This window comes from Enterococcus sp. XAF26B05_ASV22 (genome assembly GCF_056727285.1).
The window spans coordinates 77,346-92,953 of sequence record NZ_CM161538.1 but is presented as its reverse complement, the minus strand read 5'-3'; the positions used below and the strand labels follow the sequence as shown (position 1 = coordinate 92,953).

Below are 15,608 nucleotides of genomic sequence, written 5' to 3'. Positions count from 1 at the left end.
CCATGCGAAAACAATTAAAAGAAGCAAAACGAATCGTCATTAAAGTAGGGACAAGTACATTGATTTATCCCAATGGAAATATCAATTTAAGCACCATTGATCAATTGGCGTTCACCTTATCCGATTTACGTAACCAAGACAAAGAAATCATTTTAGTGTCATCAGGTGCGATCGGTGTCGGTCTAAATAAACTGAACATGGACAAACGTCCCCCAACCATTCCAGAACAACAAGCAGTGGCTGCCGTTGGGCAAGCAGAGTTGATGAATATTTACAATCAGCGCTTTTTGACTTACAGTCAGCAAATTGCTCAGCTACTATTGACTAGAGATGTAATTGAATATCCGGAAAGCCGCAAAAACGTAACCAATACCATCGAGCAACTCCTACAGATGGGGATTATTCCTGTCATCAATGAAAATGATACTGTCGCCATCGATGAATTGGATCATCTAACAAAATTCGGTGACAATGACCAATTATCTGCAATCGTCGCACAGCTGATTCAGGCAGATGCGCTGATCATGTTATCTGATATCGATGGCTTCTTTTCCGATAATCCGAATACAAATAAAGATGCCACTCTTTTTTCTGAAATCAATGAAATAAATGACGAGCTACTACTATTAGCAGGTGGGAAAGGGAGTCGCTTTGGAACTGGTGGTATGTATAGCAAATTAAAGGCCGCAGAGCGTGTATTAGCGCATAATGGTGCTATGATTTTAGCAAACGGACAACAACCAAAAATCATTTTTGATATTTTGGCTGGCGAAAATATCGGGACACTATTTATTTAACAAAAAAAGGAGGAGCGCTTCATGACTGATTTAACACAACTAGGCAAACAAGCCAAAGAAACAGCTTATCAACTAGGCTTGATGGATACAAAAATGAAAAATGATTTATTGTTACATATGGCCGATGAGATAGAAAATAACACCGCTAAAATCTTGACTGAAAATCAAAAAGATTTAGCCACAGCTACAGAAAACGGCATTACTGATACGATGCTGGATCGCTTACGTTTGACAGACGAACGAATCCAAGAAATGGCCGACGGGATTCGCCAAGTAGCAACCTTACCTGATCCAATTGGAGAGGTCGATAAAATGTGGAAAAATGAAGATGGCTTGATGATCGGTAAACAACGTGTACCATTAGGTGTGATTGGTATCATCTACGAATCACGTCCAAATGTGACGACAGATGCTGCAAGCTTATGTTTTAAAACGGGCAATGCCGTGATTTTACGCGGTGGTAAAGAAGCGTTTCATTCAAATCAAATCTTAGTTACCGTTTTACAACAAGCCTTAACACAAAAAGAAGTCTCTCCTTTTGCGATTCAATTTGTTGACGATACTTCTAGAGAAACAGCACAACAATTGATGAAATTAAATGATTATCTAGATGTTTTGATTCCGCGAGGCGGCGCTAATCTGATCAAAACAGTTTTAACTACTGCGACTGTTCCAGTAATCGAAACCGGCACTGGTAATTGTCATGTTTATATCGACAAGGACGCCCAATTGAAGATGGCAACTAATATCATCGTCAACGCAAAATGCCAACGCCCTTCTGTTTGTAATTCTGCTGAAACGTTGCTGATCCATCAAGAGGTCGCAGCGGATTTCCTCCCGGTTATCGAAAAAGCCTTAAATGAATATAACGTGGAATTACGAGCTGATGAACGAGCGCTAGCTATTTTTGAACAATCGATCCCAGCCACTGAAGAAGATTGGGAAACTGAGTTCAATGACTATATTTTAGCCGTTAAAGTTGTCGATTCTTTAGAAGAAGCAATCCATCATATCAATCGTTATAATACTAAACATTCTGAAAGCATTATTAGTGACAATTATTTTGCTACGCAACAATTTTTGCAGCAAGTAGACGCAGCAGCGGTTTATGCTAATGCTTCTACACGCTTTACAGATGGATTTGTTTTTGGTTTTGGAGCCGAAATTGGGATCAGCACACAGAAATTACATGCACGTGGTCCGATGGGCTTAGCAGAATTGACTTCTACGAAATATATTGTCTATGGTGATGGACAGTATCGGAAGTAAGCAGAGTAAAAATTCCTTAGAGACGATTGCCTATCTAAGGAATTTTTTCATATTCTTTACTCATTATGTCCCGATACATCCCTGGGATAGACTCCCAAGAAACAAAAGATATTCGTCTTACGTAAATCCCTTTATGTTGTACTAATGCGTAGTTTTTTCCCTCAGGTGCTTGACCACCAGAAAAAGTCAATTTACTTCCCTCACCAAAAGGATCGTCAAGGACCCAAATATCTTTATACGGATCTGGAAATTGTAACCCATCTTTACTCTCTTCATACTCTTTTCCGCCATTATAAGTAACTTTCGTAGGCAAAGTCGCATACCCTATTTTCATTTCCATAAATGGATTAAACCGATCTACCCATTGATTTTTATATTGATACACATTCAAAAAAATCACACCAACTAACGACACGATCCCGGTTGTAATCAATCCATATTTATACACTTTCTTTAACTTTAAATCTGTATCGATTCTTTTTACCATTTTTGAATCTCCTCTCAAAAACTCATCTAAAGTAATCCCAAACAATTCACTTAACGTTATCAACATGTGAACATCTGGATAAGTACGTCCAGTTTCCCAGCTAGAAATTGTTTTATCTGACACATTCAGCTTTTCCGCTAAATCTTTTTGTGTCCATTCATTTATACTTCGATATTTTTTTAACTGCGTTTTTAGTTCCACTATCCAAGCTCCTTTCTAACTCTAATTTATAATAAGAAGGATACATTAGGCTACCTTGTATTTGTAGAAAGAGTACAATCAAGGTGTCTATATTTTGTAGAATGCTAATAGAGCAACCTTTTTCCTATATTCATTATATCAAAGAGAGAGAACTTTTTACGGAGATACTTTACTCCTATTGCTTATTTTATTACATTTACTATCTTCTTCAGATATACATTTAGAATTCCTTTTGATACACTATCTATAACTATAACTGATGCAAGAGAACGTTATACACCATAAAAAAAGGAGGCTATTTCATGAAACGCGATGGTCACACCCACACAGAATTTTGTCCCCATGGAAAAGTGGAAGACACTGAACTTCTGATCCAACGGGCAATCAGTCTAGGATTTAAAGAATACAGCATCACAGAGCATGCCCCTTTACCTACTGGCATAGAAAAATTTGCCGCAGGTGACCCCAACATATGGACAACGGCTTCGATGGCTTCGAATGATGTGGATAACTATTTAAAACAGATGAATAACTTGCGGAAAAAATACGCTTCTGACATCATTATTCACATTGGCTTTGAATTGGATTATTTTTCCGAATTTGAAGGATGGACGCGAGATTTTTTAACTGAGTACGGACCACAAACGGACGATGGCATTTTATCCGTACATTTTCTTGAAGGTGATGGTGGATTACGTGGTATCGACTATTCTTTTGAAGAATACAAGACAGGCGTCGTTGATTATTTAGGTAGTTTTGAAAAGGCTCAAAAACGTTACTATCAAAAGGTTTTAGCTTCTTTAGAAGCGGATCTAGGTCACTTTAAACCTACGCGCTTAGGACATATTTCTTTATGCCAAAAATTCGAACGTTTCTTTGCTGAATCGATTCATTATTCTTCTGAAAATAAAGCACTTGTCCACATCCTTTTAGACCGTATACAGCAGGAAAAATACAGCTTAGATTTAAACACAGCTGGTTTTTATAAACAAGGTTATCAACAGAGTTATCCACAGGTGTGGATAACTAAAAAAGCAAGTGAATTAGAGATTCCACTGATTTATGGATCAGACACACATTCCTTAACGGATATTGGACGAGGATATGAAAAAATCAAGAGCTGGATTTGAAAAATGAGACTATCACAGAGTACTAAACTCTCGGATAGCTTTATTTTTTTGATTTTCTTTAATTTTTTCTTTCTAACAATCAATTTTCCGATGGATATGCTAAACTATAGATATTCTATTTATTACGTTGTGAGGTTGATTATGAAGAAAAAAATACAGTCCTTTATTAAAGAAAACTGGCCCTATATGACTGCCAGCTTTTTCATTCCTTTTTTTGTGATGGTCATTATTTATTTAAGTCTCGGCATTTATCCTGGAAGTAGCCGTAGCGTGATGGCCAGCGATTCCTTTTCACAATTTTCCAATTTCCACGCTAGTTTCAACAATGTACTCCATGGTAAACAAAGTATTTTTTATACTTGGAATGCATCACTAGGATTAAATTATCTCTCGCTGATATCCTATTATCTTGGCGGACTATTTACACCACTGGTGATTTTCTTTAAAAACCAAAATATTCCCGATGCACTGTATTTGATTACACTGTTAAAAATCGGTTCTGCTGGCCTGGCTTTTTGGGTATTTGCTAAAAATACCTATAAAATACCAAAATGGGGACACGTCATGCTCAGTGTGCCTTATGCGTTGATGTCATTTGCTACAGCACATTCAGAAATCATTATGTGGTTAGATGCCTTTACTTATTTACCCCTTGTTATTTTGGGTATTCACCGGCTGATGGACGAACGAAAACCGACACTGTTATTTGTAAGTTATCTGCTCTTATTTATTTCCAATTTTTACATGGGCTTTATGATTGGTGTCTTCTCGTTTCTGTATTTTATCGCCCGAATGTTAACGAACTGGAAGGTTTACAAAAAACGAATCTTGCCTTATGGAATTACCTCTCTTTTAGCAGGTGGAGCCTCTATGATTTTAGTATTACCAGCTGTTCTTGATTTACGAACAAATGGTGAGACCTTATCCCAAGTAACTCAGTTTAAAACAGAAGCAACAGCTTTTTGGGATATTGTCATGAAAAATATGATTGGCGTTTACGATACGACAAAATATGGGTCGATTCCTTTCATCTATGTGGGATTGCTTCCTTTGATTTTCTGTATTTTCTACTTTGTCACCAAAGAGGTTCCTAAGAAAAACAAGTTATTATTTGGTAGTCTGTTTATCATTTTGATTGCTAGTTTTTATATCACACCATTGAATTTATTTTGGCATGGTATGCATGCTCCGAATATGTTCTTGTTCCGCTACAGCTTCTTATTTTCTTTTTTAGTTGTTCTGTTGGCGGGCTACGGCTTTGAGAAATTCAAAAAAGACGATCTAGGTCTCTTAGTCGGCTCAACAATCATGCTGATTGCAATTTTTGCTCTAGCTGAGGGAACGAAAAGCGCGATAAGTTATGACTATATCCCAATTACAGCTTTCGTTTTAACTGTGTTATTTTTACTATTATACCTTGCTGGGATCGCTTTTTATCAGTTGAAGAAAATACCGATGCATTATCTGATTCTATTATTGCTCATACTGGTTTCCACAGAAGCGTTCGTCAATACAAATAGGATGTTGAAAGGAATTCTAGACGATTGGAATTATGCTTCCCGTAGTCTTTATTCTGAACCTTATCCTTCCATCAAAAAACTAGTAGATAAGACGAAAAAGGAAAATGATGAATTTTATCGTTTGGAAAATTTAAATCCGGTTTCTTCTAACGATAGCATCAATTACGGCTATAGCGGTGTCAGCTTATTTTCTTCTATCAGAAACCGTCATTCGTCTTCTTATTTAAATGATTTAGGATTTCGTTCTAGAGGAACTAGTTTAAATATTCGTTATCCAAATAATACCTTACTGATGGATTCTCTTGTTGGAATCAAATACAATATTTCGGAAAGTGATCCATTGAAATTTGGTTTTTCTCAAACAGATAAAGCGGGTAAATTTTCACTTTATGAAAACAGCAATGCTTTACCGTTAGGCTTTTTAGCAGATACGGATATCTATAAGGTCAAACAACCAACGAATGATAATTTAAGCAGCCAGACTGAATTATTCAATGCGCTCTCTGGACAAAAAGAAAACTACTTCAAGTTTTATCAACCAACAATTATTGATAAGAAAAATGTTAAGATTGAACAAAATGCAGGCTCCGTAACGTATAAAGAAGTCCAAAACAACATCGCAAAAGATATTACGTGGACAGTCAATGTCCCTGCAAATACGCAAGCCTATCTTAGCTTGTTCCCAACAGATTTTGGTCAATTAGAAAGCTCGACTGCCACAATGTCTGTAAATGGATCTAGTCAAAAATCTCAAATCAATATCACCGGTCAATATTATAATATTGGTTATTATGACAAACCAACTAGCGTTACCTTTACGGTTAGTTTTTATGGCACAACTGCCGTCAGCTTTATGGAGCCAAAAGTTGTTGGTTTAGATACTAAAGCCTTTGAACGTTCCCTTCAAGCGATTCAAGATAAAGGTGCTGATTTAACAGCGAAAGGGCGCAAGGCCGTTGGAACTGTGAACGCCGAGAAAGATCAAGTCCTTTTAACAACCATTCCTTATGACAAAGGCTGGAAAGCCTATGTAGATGGTAAAAAAGTGCCGATACAGCCGTTTAAAAAAGCCTTTGTTAGTATTCCAGTAACACAGGGCGAACATACGATAGAATTTGTTTATCTGCCAGAAGGTTTTGTTCCTGGTGTGATTCTGTTCATCGTCTGTATTGGTGGGTTTGTGGTGTATGTACGATTCACGAATAAGCCAAAACTGGCGCTAGTGAAACCCAATAAACGGAAACGTAAAAAACGGGAAATCAATATTTTGTGAAGGGCGCACATCAAAAGTAAAAATCACTTTTGTTTCCCACCCTAAATGCGATTAAACGGCGGGAGCAGGTTATAATTTTATAGTTTTGCTTACTTCTATAATTGGCAGCGGATGATTCTTATAAATCCCTAATAAGTGTTAAACCAACACTTATTAGGGATTTTTTTGTAATGCCGATCATAAATTTCTGCAAAAAATAAAAATAAATTTAGATGAAACCTTTTTGGTAAAATTAGAGTCTCATGGTTATAAAGGGGAAGGAGAAGTTTATGGAGAAGAGGGAACAAATACGTTTGGTTAAAAAGGCTAAAAATGGTGACGCACAATCGTTTATAAAACTTTGCGAAGCCTATCAAGTTGTGCTATACAACTCTGCTTATAAATTACTGTTAAACAATGAAGATGTTGCAGACTGTCTGCAAGAAACTGAAATACGCGCGTGGCAAAACATTCCTAACATCAAAAATGAAGCCGCATTTAATTCTTGGATTTTTAGAATTATGATCAATATCGCTAAGGATATCTTGAAAAAAAGAGTGGAACTCGTTGAATTCGAAGAAAGCTATATGGGTATAAATGAACGCAGCTATGAACGCTCTCACTTAGAAGAAGAATTTAATAACTTACCAGATAGATATAAAATTCCTATCGTTTTACATTATTATGCAGGTTTTAACATTAATGAGATTTCTGAACAACTAAATCTATCTAAAAATACTGTTAAAACAAGGCTAGCTCGAGGCAGGGTGAAATTAAAACTATTATTGGAGGGAGAAGAAAATGGCTAAAAAAAAGAATCATATTATCACAGAAGAGCAGGACATTCCAAGTGAAGTAATGGAAAAATTAGTTCAGAATCGAGAAAACATTTTAAATACCCCTATTAAGCAAGAAAAAAAGAAACTCAACCTTAAATACAAGAAACAAATAATCGTCACATTGGCAATAGCTGCATCACTTATTTTATTTGCCTTGATCAACCCACAAATAAATACAGCAATCAAAAATGCTTTCGGAATTAGCCAAGATTCAGGAGTTGCGATGGTAGAAAATAACGGAATAGAACATGAACTACATGTAACGAGCACACAAAATGGGCGCGAGATTACATTGACAAAATTTATCTCCACAAAGAAAAAATTTGCCTTTGATTATCAATTTAAGTTAGATGATGAAAAACTAAAAGACTTACTGAAAAAACAAAGTTCCCCTGATCGGGTATTCACCAAAAATACACCAAATGCTCAACATATTGACCTTGGTCTTTTTGTTAATGATCGTGATGAAGACCTATTCGGCGGTGTTACATCCCAATCTACTTTCCGTATAGAAGGAGATACTTTTTACGGTTCTGTTGTGGCAATGTTTAACAGAGAAAAAATTCCTGAGGACGCGAAATTGACACTTCATATTTATAAATTATTTTGGCAGGACGCTGAAGAACTTGATCAAGCATACATCGAGGCGTCTAAAACAAATAGCCCTTTTGGTGTGGATAACGCTTTAGAATATGAAGGCGATTGGCGTTTTGATATTGACTACAAGCCACTGACCCAAACGGCTGATACACAAATTCGCAACGTAAAGAATATCACGGATATCAAAGCAACTAGCGACCCTTTACAAACAACCATTCACTTTACTGTGCCTCTCAAAGACTTTCGTTCTCCAGAAAACTTTTTTACTCCGGAAATTACTTTGTATAAAGATGGTATAGAAGTTGAAGATCAACTATTTACTCAAATCTCTAATTTAGAAACTGGAGAAATCGAAATTTCGATTAACCTAAGTTCATTAGATACAACATCCGTATATAGAATACAAGTAAATGAAGTGAACCATCTTTCTGGTGAAACGGTTAGAGAAATTGGCTTTTTTGAACTGCAAAATCAATAATCAAATCCCTCTAAAATAAACGTTATTGGGACACAACTCTTTGAGTCATATCCCAATCACATGGAATCCGTACAAACGGTGGGATCAGGAGCAATCCTTTCGGAAATAAGCTGAAATTGCTGTAAAACACAACAAGGAACAAGTTGATGTTGCACAGTACCTACTTGGTCACAAAAATTTGAAGATCAATTGTCGTAAATTCCTTCTTATTTCTCGGGATTAAATACTCCTGTCCCAATCTCTTTATAAAGCACTTTATAACTTTTGACCATAGAAACATCCAATGCAATTACATAAGCCATGTTTTCATCTTCTTTCTTTTTTTGAAAGGTTCTTCACTGTTTCATTTCGTTCCTAATTTCCTTTACACGAGCTCGAAGCCCAACATACTTAAACCAGATTTTAAAATGACAGTGAAGGAGACCGTTTTTTGTAGGGACTCGAAGTCCAAGAGATTATGCTTTCACTCCTTACTATAAACCTAAAAATAGGCAAATAGAGGGTAAACCCATCCGTCGATAAGTTTACCCTCTAATCTTAGTATGTTTTGTATTGATTAATCACACTTCTTAATTGCGTTTAAAAACCAATCTCTAAACTGTTCCTCATCAACATCCACACAAACCCGGCAATTCGCTTCTTTACCCAAATATCCATCTAAATCAACTAAAGTAGCCCCTGCCGTCAACGTACCTTGGGTTTCAACTGCAACATAAGATTCTTTAACCTCAAACATTTCAGGCTCCAACAAATACGCAATTGCACAACCATCATACATCTTCAAACCAGTCTCTAAACTACCACCACGATATTTTCTAAATAAATGATCAATCATATCACCCGTTCGATTCATTTTCCGCATCTGCTCACGCTCTTTAGGTAAGACTAAGGCTTTTTCCCCAACATCCAATCCTACCATCGTTAGTGAAATATTACTTTCAAAAACGATTTTTGCCGCTTCTGGATCAACCGCAATATTGAATTCTGATAACACTCCAGCATTCCCTCTACCTAAAGCACCACCCATAATCACTAGCTCTTCGATTCTTTCCACACACTCTGGATAAAGTCTTAATAATAGTGCAATATTCGTCAATGGACCGATCGCAACAATCGTTGTCTTTTCTTTGGAATCCATTAGTACTTTGTGCATCTCAATCACCGCATGATTTTTTGTCAACAACTCATACTTAGATTCTGGAAAGTCATAGCCATCCATTCCTGTGATTCCGTGGATGTCACTAGCATTGATTGCTTCACGGAACAAAGGACGATCCGAACCGATTGCCACAGGAATTTCTTTATTCCAAAAAGCTAGCAGTTTCAGCAGATTTTTCGTTACTTTATCCGTACTCACGTTGCCAGCAACTGTTGTAAACAGTTTGATGTTCAACCTTTCATCAAATAACGCCGCTGCAATAGCAACAGCATCATCGATTCCTGGATCTGTATCGATGATGGTTTTTCTTGGTTTTTTCACTTTATTATTCCCTTCCTCTAAACTTTAGCAAAGTTAAAAAGCAATTCTCCCATGCTGATCAACTTACTAAAGCTCCCCCTTTTTTATATAAAAAAGTAGGAAACAGAAAAATGCCTGTCTCCCGCCCTTTTCTATTTTTAATAATCCAACTGCTTCAAACGCAATAAAAATGACTCTCGCGTTAAACGTTTGGTTGTATACAGACGCTCGATTTGCTTACGGATCTTTTTATCTTCTTTTGCAGTAGGATCAAAAACATCTAACAATGTACTGATTCCATATTCTACTAGAATACCGATTCCATCGCTACCAAGTGCAAAACCCAGCTGATCAACCTCATTTAATTGTCCCTTTTTGATCTCTGCAATATTTTGACTAAAATCACCTTCAACGATGATTTCATCTGTCTTCTTATCTAACTCGACCGCAAGTTCAGCTTTTGTCCTTACTGTTATTTGTTCAATAGCCATTACAAAAACCACCTTTTATTGATTATTATACGCTATTCCGCTCTTTTTGCTAGTGGAACTTAAGACTTAAAACAGTCAAAGATAAACCTATTTTCGCTTTACCTTTGACTGTTCTATTCTATTCCCCAATCATTACTTCTTCTACAAAAGAAACAACCTTCCCTTTTCCACGTTCAATCAATAATGCTAACTGGATAAAAGCAAACAACACATTACTTTGTTTAAAATACGCAAAATATCTTGATTCCCAGTTTGTTACATACTGCTCTTTTTCTTTTCTTGTATCTTGGAATCCATACACCTGATTGCCATATTTATAAAAAATATTAATAAAGCGCTCATTCAAAAACGAATAATTGGTTTCACCGACATTTGCTAACGGAGCCGTACCTAAATCAATAAAACGATACCCTCGATTTTGATACTCTGCAATAAAATGAGTTAATAAATAATCCGTAACATGTGTCGGTGCTGAATCGGAATAACGCAACAAATCATAGGATACTTCACTGTTTCGAACAACAGGTTTAGCCGTGATAAAGCCCACCACCTCATGACGTTCATCTCGTAAAATCCCGAGGTCACTTAACGCTAAATACTCTTTATCAAAATGACCACACACGAAATTTCGTTCGCGTGAATTTCCTAACCACTCTTCTGATACACGAGCTAATTCTTGAAAAAGCTCATGTGAAACAGGTTCATGATACATTGTAAAAGTATAGCCTAAGTTGGTTAAATGTTGAAGCTCCATACTATTCGTTGCGAAAGAAATCGGAGCGGATTCAGTACAAGAAAGATCAATCATTCCTTCTTCTCCAATTTTCATAAAGTTAAACCCTAAATCGTGTAAAACCATGGTATATCCTTCACTAACACGATAAAACGCCGCTTGATATCCCAGAAGATCAGCAGCATCCATAAACGCCAATGTAGCTTGCGCCCATTTTTCTTTCTCCCCGATTGGATCTGCCAAAACAAAACATTTATTTGCCTTGATCTGATAGGCAAACAGTACTTTATCTTCGTGATTTTCCTGATAATAATAATAGGAATAATGTTGTAAATACAGCAAATGACTACCTTGCGTTCCACCATACTTATTGATCAGCGCAGTTAAACGTTCTTCTTGATATGTTTCACCCAAGCGTTTAGAGGTATCTGCCAAATAGTGATACAGCGTAATCAGACCAAGCATCGAAATTCCTAACCCAATCAACCCAGAAAACCAAACATCATCCGATGGAAAGAGTAAAAACGTATTCGGAAGTGGGCCTATCTTATCCGGATGAGAGCTGTAATACCCAGCCACTGCATAAATAATAAACAAGAAACTAAACAAAACGCCATCAACGGCAAGCGCTCCCCAAGAATAAACAAATTTTTCTCGGTAAAATTCTTTTCTTGCTAAAAAAACGGCGGAAAGAATCACCAGATACACGAGGATCAGCTGCCATGAAGACGTTCTAGAAATCGTATTAGCAATACCAAAAATCAATAAACCAATCGTGGGCCAGTATGCTTTTTTCACTTTCATTGAAATTCCTCTAGCCAGTCCCAATAATAAAAATCCAATCAGCATATTAAATGTTTGATCTAAAAAGTCAAACGAAAATGGCGTTAAGAATTTAAATAACCGACTAACATTCGAGAGGTTCGTGATCGTTGAAAGTAAAACCATCATGATGCCAGCAAAATAAAGCGCTGCTACTAAAATAAAATGTGCCACTTTTTGCGAGAACATCCGTGGTAAATTATCAAGAAATCGGTTGATTTTGATTCCTGTTTGATGAATAAAGAGGATAATTCCAGTAATAAATGGCAATACGTAATAAAACAAACGATAATAAATCAGCCAAACGACTGCAGTTGATTGTCCCACACCTAATTGTGATAAACCTAAGATCATTAGCACATCAAAGGTCCCCATGCCACCTGGCACCATCGTCAACATCCCAATCAAAGTGGCAATCACAAACATCGGATACACCGATAGCAACGAAACATCGACATTCATCAAAGCCCCGATACTTAAAAAGACAAACATTGCGCCTAACCATTGACCAAGTGATGCGCCCAATAAAAGAAAAATACCTTTCGGGAAAAAATCCTTGAATAAAGTATATTTTTTTAGTTGAGTAAACAATAACAAAGCTGGGGTAATCAAACTTCCTGCAAGCAACCAAACCCAATACTCTCGAAACAGGCTGTCTGGTCGAATAAAAAATACATCAATAAATGCAATAAACGATAGAATTGATAGCCCAGAAATCATAAACAATGCTACTTTGGAAACCGTTGCTACCACTTTTTTGCGTGGTGCGTCCTTGCCATAAAAATTAGCGCGCAATGTTGCTCCAACTACACCGCCAAACCCCGCAAGATTATTGATTGTATTCGTGACCCAAGCCGAAACAAACCACTCCCAACGGTTCATTTTTGGCTTTCCTTGCTCTTCAAGGACAGTCACCACAACTAAATCATATAGAAGCATTGGTAAAACACCAAGTAATCCAGCTAAAACCATGCCGATAATTCGAAAACGGCTTTGTTGTCCCATCGTCTGGAAAACATCTTGCCACGTCATTCCCTGCACAATATGTGTCACTTGATTGGCTACAAAAATCAAAACGGAACCTAGAAATATCATCTTTAATAACAAACTGTGTTCTTTCATCCAAAGAAAGAGTTGATTTATTTTATTTTTCATCTGCTCACCACCTTTCTGCTTTTTAAAGAGTTTTCTTTTATATGTTATCTTATAACTAGTTATTTTTCCACTGTGATTATTTTTACAGACGCTAATGGATTACCAAATAATCAGTTTAAACTTGATTTTTCAGCCCATCGTATTCACTTGATAGCTGAAATTTCTTTTTATCCTTATACCGGATACGATCGTTTTTGGGAATACCTTTTTAAACAAAAATATCTCTCATTGGTATCAACTCTAATGCAGGCAAGTTGCCCCATCTGTGATCGTAATCTGGTTTTACAATAACTTCATATCCTTTAACCGCAGCTTTTTCAATAAAATAGAATTAACTCTTCGTTGGAATCAGTCTCAATAACAAATCTTGAATGTTCATCTTCTTTTAAAGTTACTCTTTTTGCGCCAAGTTCTAATGCTTCTTCTTCGCTTATTACTACTATTGGCAATTTGTCCAAACCGAATATCATAATAAGAGTTCACCCTTTCTAAATGTTTTGGGTAAACTTTCATTTAAGAGAATCTGACACAATAAGTTGTGTCAGATTTAGACCTTGTCTAAATTTTTTATTTCCTGTATTAAAAATATGGCATTTCCTGTTATGATTAGTGTATGGATTATCATTCTAAATATATAAAAAAGAAAGGAGAACTACTTTGAAGTGTTTACCATATTTTTTTGTAGTTGTTGTTTTATCTTTTATCTTAGTAGGTTGCAAAGGGTCTAAGGATAAAGAACAATCTATATTTGTTGGAACCTGGCAATCAGTAAGAGACACTGAGAAGCAAATTAGTATAATAGAAAACAATGATCGTTCATTTGAGCTAGTATTAGATAATTTTAATTTTCTTGAAAACGGTGATTTAATAACCTCAGAACAAACAAAAAAAGAGCTAATTTTGAAGTCTCTTGATAAAGGTTCCATTTACTCATTTCATATGATTGATAAAAATCAATTAGAGTTTTACTTTTCTGCTAATCCCAATGAAAACATTGTTGGTGAGTCTCCTCCATTAATTTTACGGTTCTTGGGACGTAAGTCCCAAGAACCGTAAAATAGAAGAATCCTTCTTATTTTCTAGCTTACTTAGTCTATACTTCCTTAAATTTACTGCCATTAACGCGAATCCAATTTCATTGTGTGTCTGCTGTTTCCCTCGAACAAAGAAACGTATCCTCTAATTCTTGGTACGGCCAGTTTGCGGGAAGGAACGGATTTTGTTTAAACTTTTTCTTCTGTTCTTTATGATACATGGCATAAGTGATGAGTGGTGTTCGCTCGTGATCCTCTAAAACCGCTTGATAGTTTTCTTCACCTCCATAGCCGGCATCTGCGACAATATAGTTTGGCAGTTCAAAGAAACGCTCCTTTAAAGTGGTCAAAAAGGGCGTAATGTTCGTGTATCTGTTGGATTTGAGAAAAGATCGTAGCCTAAAATGTATTGACTGTTCGTGGTAATTTGAAGATTATACCCTGCTTTCAACTGCCCATTTTTCATGTGATCGTCTTTCATGCGCATAAACGTGGCATCTAGATCCGTTCTAGAGTAACTGTTTCGTTGTCCTAAAATCTGTCTATGTTTTTGATAAGCGAGTTTTCGCTCTTTAAAGTCCTGGAAAAGTTTCCTTAATTTTTTAGGCACTTTTCGTTTAGAACGGATTGATTTGCGGACTCTCGCTCAATTTCAGGAATAATTTGATTTTTTAACAATTCATCATAAAGAAAAGTTGATTTTTCAGTAAGCTTTTTATCAAAGTTATCAATCGATTTTCTCCAAACAAAGGTGTATTTTTTGGCGTTGGCTTCAATCTTTGTGCCATCGATAAAAATGGCTTCTTCATCGATTAATTGTTCCTTGACTAATTGGCTACGGAACTGGACAAAGCACTCCCGAAGGAGTACATTCACTAAAGGATTCACTCGAAAACGATTGATGGTCCAATAACTAGGTTGATAACTTTGAGTGAGCCACATCATGCGAATACTGTCTTTCGTTAACGCTTCAATCTTACGACCAGAAAATACAGATTGCGTGTAAGCATACAAAATCATTTTCATCATCATTTTCGGATGATAAGAAGAAGTGCCCATTTGATGGTGAAAAGGAAGAAAACGTTCCTCCGGAATACTTTCAACTAATTGATCAATGGCAAACGCAATATCATTTTTTTCTAACTGGAAACTAAAATCTAGAGGAAGAACGACTTGATTTGTGGTATAATTTTTAAACATAAGAACACCTCGCTAGTTTATTTGTTTTGTCACTTTTATTTTAGCAAAGGTGTTCTTATTTTTGTACAAAAAAATAATGGCTCTACGTCAAATTGTGTTGGTGAACAAAAAACTGAATAGAAATCTAAGTCTGGTAAGGAT

General features: G+C 36.3%; 13 protein-coding genes and 1 pseudogene. 7 read left to right on the top strand and 7 right to left on the bottom strand.

Annotated features, from left to right (window positions below):
• Nucleotides 1-2 precede the first annotated feature (2 nt).
• The gene (gene proB / locus AC1PU0_RS00450; protein ID WP_206849234.1) at nt 3-797 is read left to right on the top strand and encodes a glutamate 5-kinase; all 795 of its coding nucleotides are present in this window, start codon (nt 3-5) and stop codon (nt 795-797) included.
• Nucleotides 798-818: 21 nt separating this feature from the next.
• Nucleotides 819-2,066, top strand: coding sequence for a glutamate-5-semialdehyde dehydrogenase (locus AC1PU0_RS00445; RefSeq protein ID WP_069653241.1), 1,248 nt, complete (start codon nt 819-821; stop codon nt 2,064-2,066).
• A gap of 34 nt (nt 2,067-2,100) precedes the next feature.
• Here the strand turns inward: AC1PU0_RS00445 and AC1PU0_RS00440 are convergent, their stop codons facing one another.
• Complete coding sequence (locus AC1PU0_RS00440) at nt 2,101-2,754, bottom strand: helix-turn-helix domain-containing protein (RefSeq protein WP_206849235.1); 654 nt, start codon at nt 2,752-2,754, stop codon at nt 2,101-2,103.
• Between the two features lie 302 nt (nt 2,755-3,056).
• On the opposite strand from AC1PU0_RS00440, the gene hisJ reads away from it, so the two are divergent.
• From hisJ to AC1PU0_RS00420, 4 genes are all read left to right on the top strand, one after another.
• Entirely contained in the window at nt 3,057-3,884 is an 828-nt protein-coding gene (gene hisJ / locus AC1PU0_RS00435; RefSeq protein ID WP_206849236.1) for a histidinol-phosphatase HisJ, read from the top strand.
• Nucleotides 3,885-4,025: 141 nt separating this feature from the next.
• Nucleotides 4,026-6,677, top strand: coding sequence for a YfhO family protein (locus AC1PU0_RS00430; RefSeq protein WP_206849238.1), 2,652 nt, complete (start codon nt 4,026-4,028; stop codon nt 6,675-6,677).
• Between the two features lie 269 nt (nt 6,678-6,946).
• Nucleotides 6,947-7,465 (top strand): RNA polymerase sigma factor, encoded by a 519-nt coding sequence (locus AC1PU0_RS00425; protein WP_069653237.1) that lies wholly within the window; start codon nt 6,947-6,949, stop codon nt 7,463-7,465.
• Nucleotides 7,458-8,573 carry a hypothetical protein gene (locus tag AC1PU0_RS00420; RefSeq protein ID WP_206849240.1) on the top strand — a complete coding sequence of 372 codons (1,116 nt, stop codon included), beginning with the start codon at nt 7,458-7,460 and terminating at the stop codon, nt 8,571-8,573. Before AC1PU0_RS00425 ends, AC1PU0_RS00420 begins: the two co-directional genes overlap by 8 nt.
• Before the next feature lie 556 nt (nt 8,574-9,129).
• Here AC1PU0_RS00420 and rihC read toward each other — a convergent pair.
• The 4 genes from rihC to AC1PU0_RS00400 form a co-directional block, all read right to left on the bottom strand.
• Nucleotides 9,130-10,053, bottom strand: a complete 924-nt coding sequence (gene rihC / locus AC1PU0_RS00415) for a ribonucleoside hydrolase RihC (protein ID WP_069653235.1) — start codon at nt 10,051-10,053, stop codon at nt 9,130-9,132.
• 137 nt (nt 10,054-10,190) lie between these two features.
• Nucleotides 10,191-10,523, bottom strand: a complete 333-nt coding sequence (locus AC1PU0_RS00410) for a hypothetical protein (protein ID WP_206849242.1) — start codon at nt 10,521-10,523, stop codon at nt 10,191-10,193.
• A 118-nt stretch (nt 10,524-10,641) separates the two neighbouring features.
• Nucleotides 10,642-13,233 carry a bifunctional lysylphosphatidylglycerol flippase/synthetase MprF gene (gene mprF / locus AC1PU0_RS00405; protein ID WP_206849244.1) on the bottom strand — a complete coding sequence of 864 codons (2,592 nt, stop codon included), beginning with the start codon at nt 13,231-13,233 and terminating at the stop codon, nt 10,642-10,644.
• A gap of 317 nt (nt 13,234-13,550) precedes the next feature.
• Nucleotides 13,551-13,703, bottom strand: coding sequence for a hypothetical protein (locus tag AC1PU0_RS00400; RefSeq protein WP_206849246.1), 153 nt, complete (start codon nt 13,701-13,703; stop codon nt 13,551-13,553).
• A 187-nt stretch (nt 13,704-13,890) separates the two neighbouring features.
• Between AC1PU0_RS00400 and AC1PU0_RS00395 the strand changes: the two genes are divergently transcribed.
• Nucleotides 13,891-14,289, top strand: a complete 399-nt coding sequence (locus AC1PU0_RS00395) for a hypothetical protein (protein ID WP_206849247.1) — start codon at nt 13,891-13,893, stop codon at nt 14,287-14,289.
• Nucleotides 14,290-14,368: 79 nt separating this feature from the next.
• On the opposite strand, the gene AC1PU0_RS00390 is transcribed toward AC1PU0_RS00395, so the two are convergent.
• Both AC1PU0_RS00390 and AC1PU0_RS00385 read right to left on the bottom strand, forming a co-directional pair.
• Entirely contained in the window at nt 14,369-14,617 is a 249-nt protein-coding gene (locus AC1PU0_RS00390; protein ID WP_206849250.1) for a hypothetical protein, read from the bottom strand.
• A gap of 50 nt (nt 14,618-14,667) precedes the next feature.
• Nucleotides 14,668-15,467, bottom strand: a pseudogene (locus AC1PU0_RS00385) (transposase); the annotation flags it as partial.
• Nucleotides 15,468-15,608 lie beyond the last annotated feature (141 nt).

What these genes read in the sequence shown, in the direction of transcription:
- proB (WP_206849234.1), top strand. Translation starts at nt 3, where the DNA reads ATGCGAAAACAATTAAAAGAAGCAAAACGAATCGTCATTAAAGTAGGG.
- AC1PU0_RS00445 (WP_069653241.1), top strand. Translation starts at nt 819, where the DNA reads ATGACTGATTTAACACAACTAGGCAAACAAGCCAAAGAAACAGCTTAT.
- hisJ (WP_206849236.1), top strand. Translation starts at nt 3,057, where the DNA reads ATGAAACGCGATGGTCACACCCACACAGAATTTTGTCCCCATGGAAAA.
- AC1PU0_RS00430 (WP_206849238.1), top strand. Translation starts at nt 4,026, where the DNA reads ATGAAGAAAAAAATACAGTCCTTTATTAAAGAAAACTGGCCCTATATG.
- AC1PU0_RS00425 (WP_069653237.1), top strand. Translation starts at nt 6,947, where the DNA reads ATGGAGAAGAGGGAACAAATACGTTTGGTTAAAAAGGCTAAAAATGGT.
- AC1PU0_RS00420 (WP_206849240.1), top strand. Translation starts at nt 7,458, where the DNA reads ATGGCTAAAAAAAAGAATCATATTATCACAGAAGAGCAGGACATTCCA.
- AC1PU0_RS00410 (WP_206849242.1), bottom strand. Translation starts at nt 10,523, where the DNA reads ATGGCTATTGAACAAATAACAGTAAGGACAAAAGCTGAACTTGCGGTC.
- mprF (WP_206849244.1), bottom strand. Translation starts at nt 13,233, where the DNA reads ATGAAAAATAAAATAAATCAACTCTTTCTTTGGATGAAAGAACACAGT.
- AC1PU0_RS00400 (WP_206849246.1), bottom strand. Translation starts at nt 13,703, where the DNA reads ATGATATTCGGTTTGGACAAATTGCCAATAGTAGTAATAAGCGAAGAA.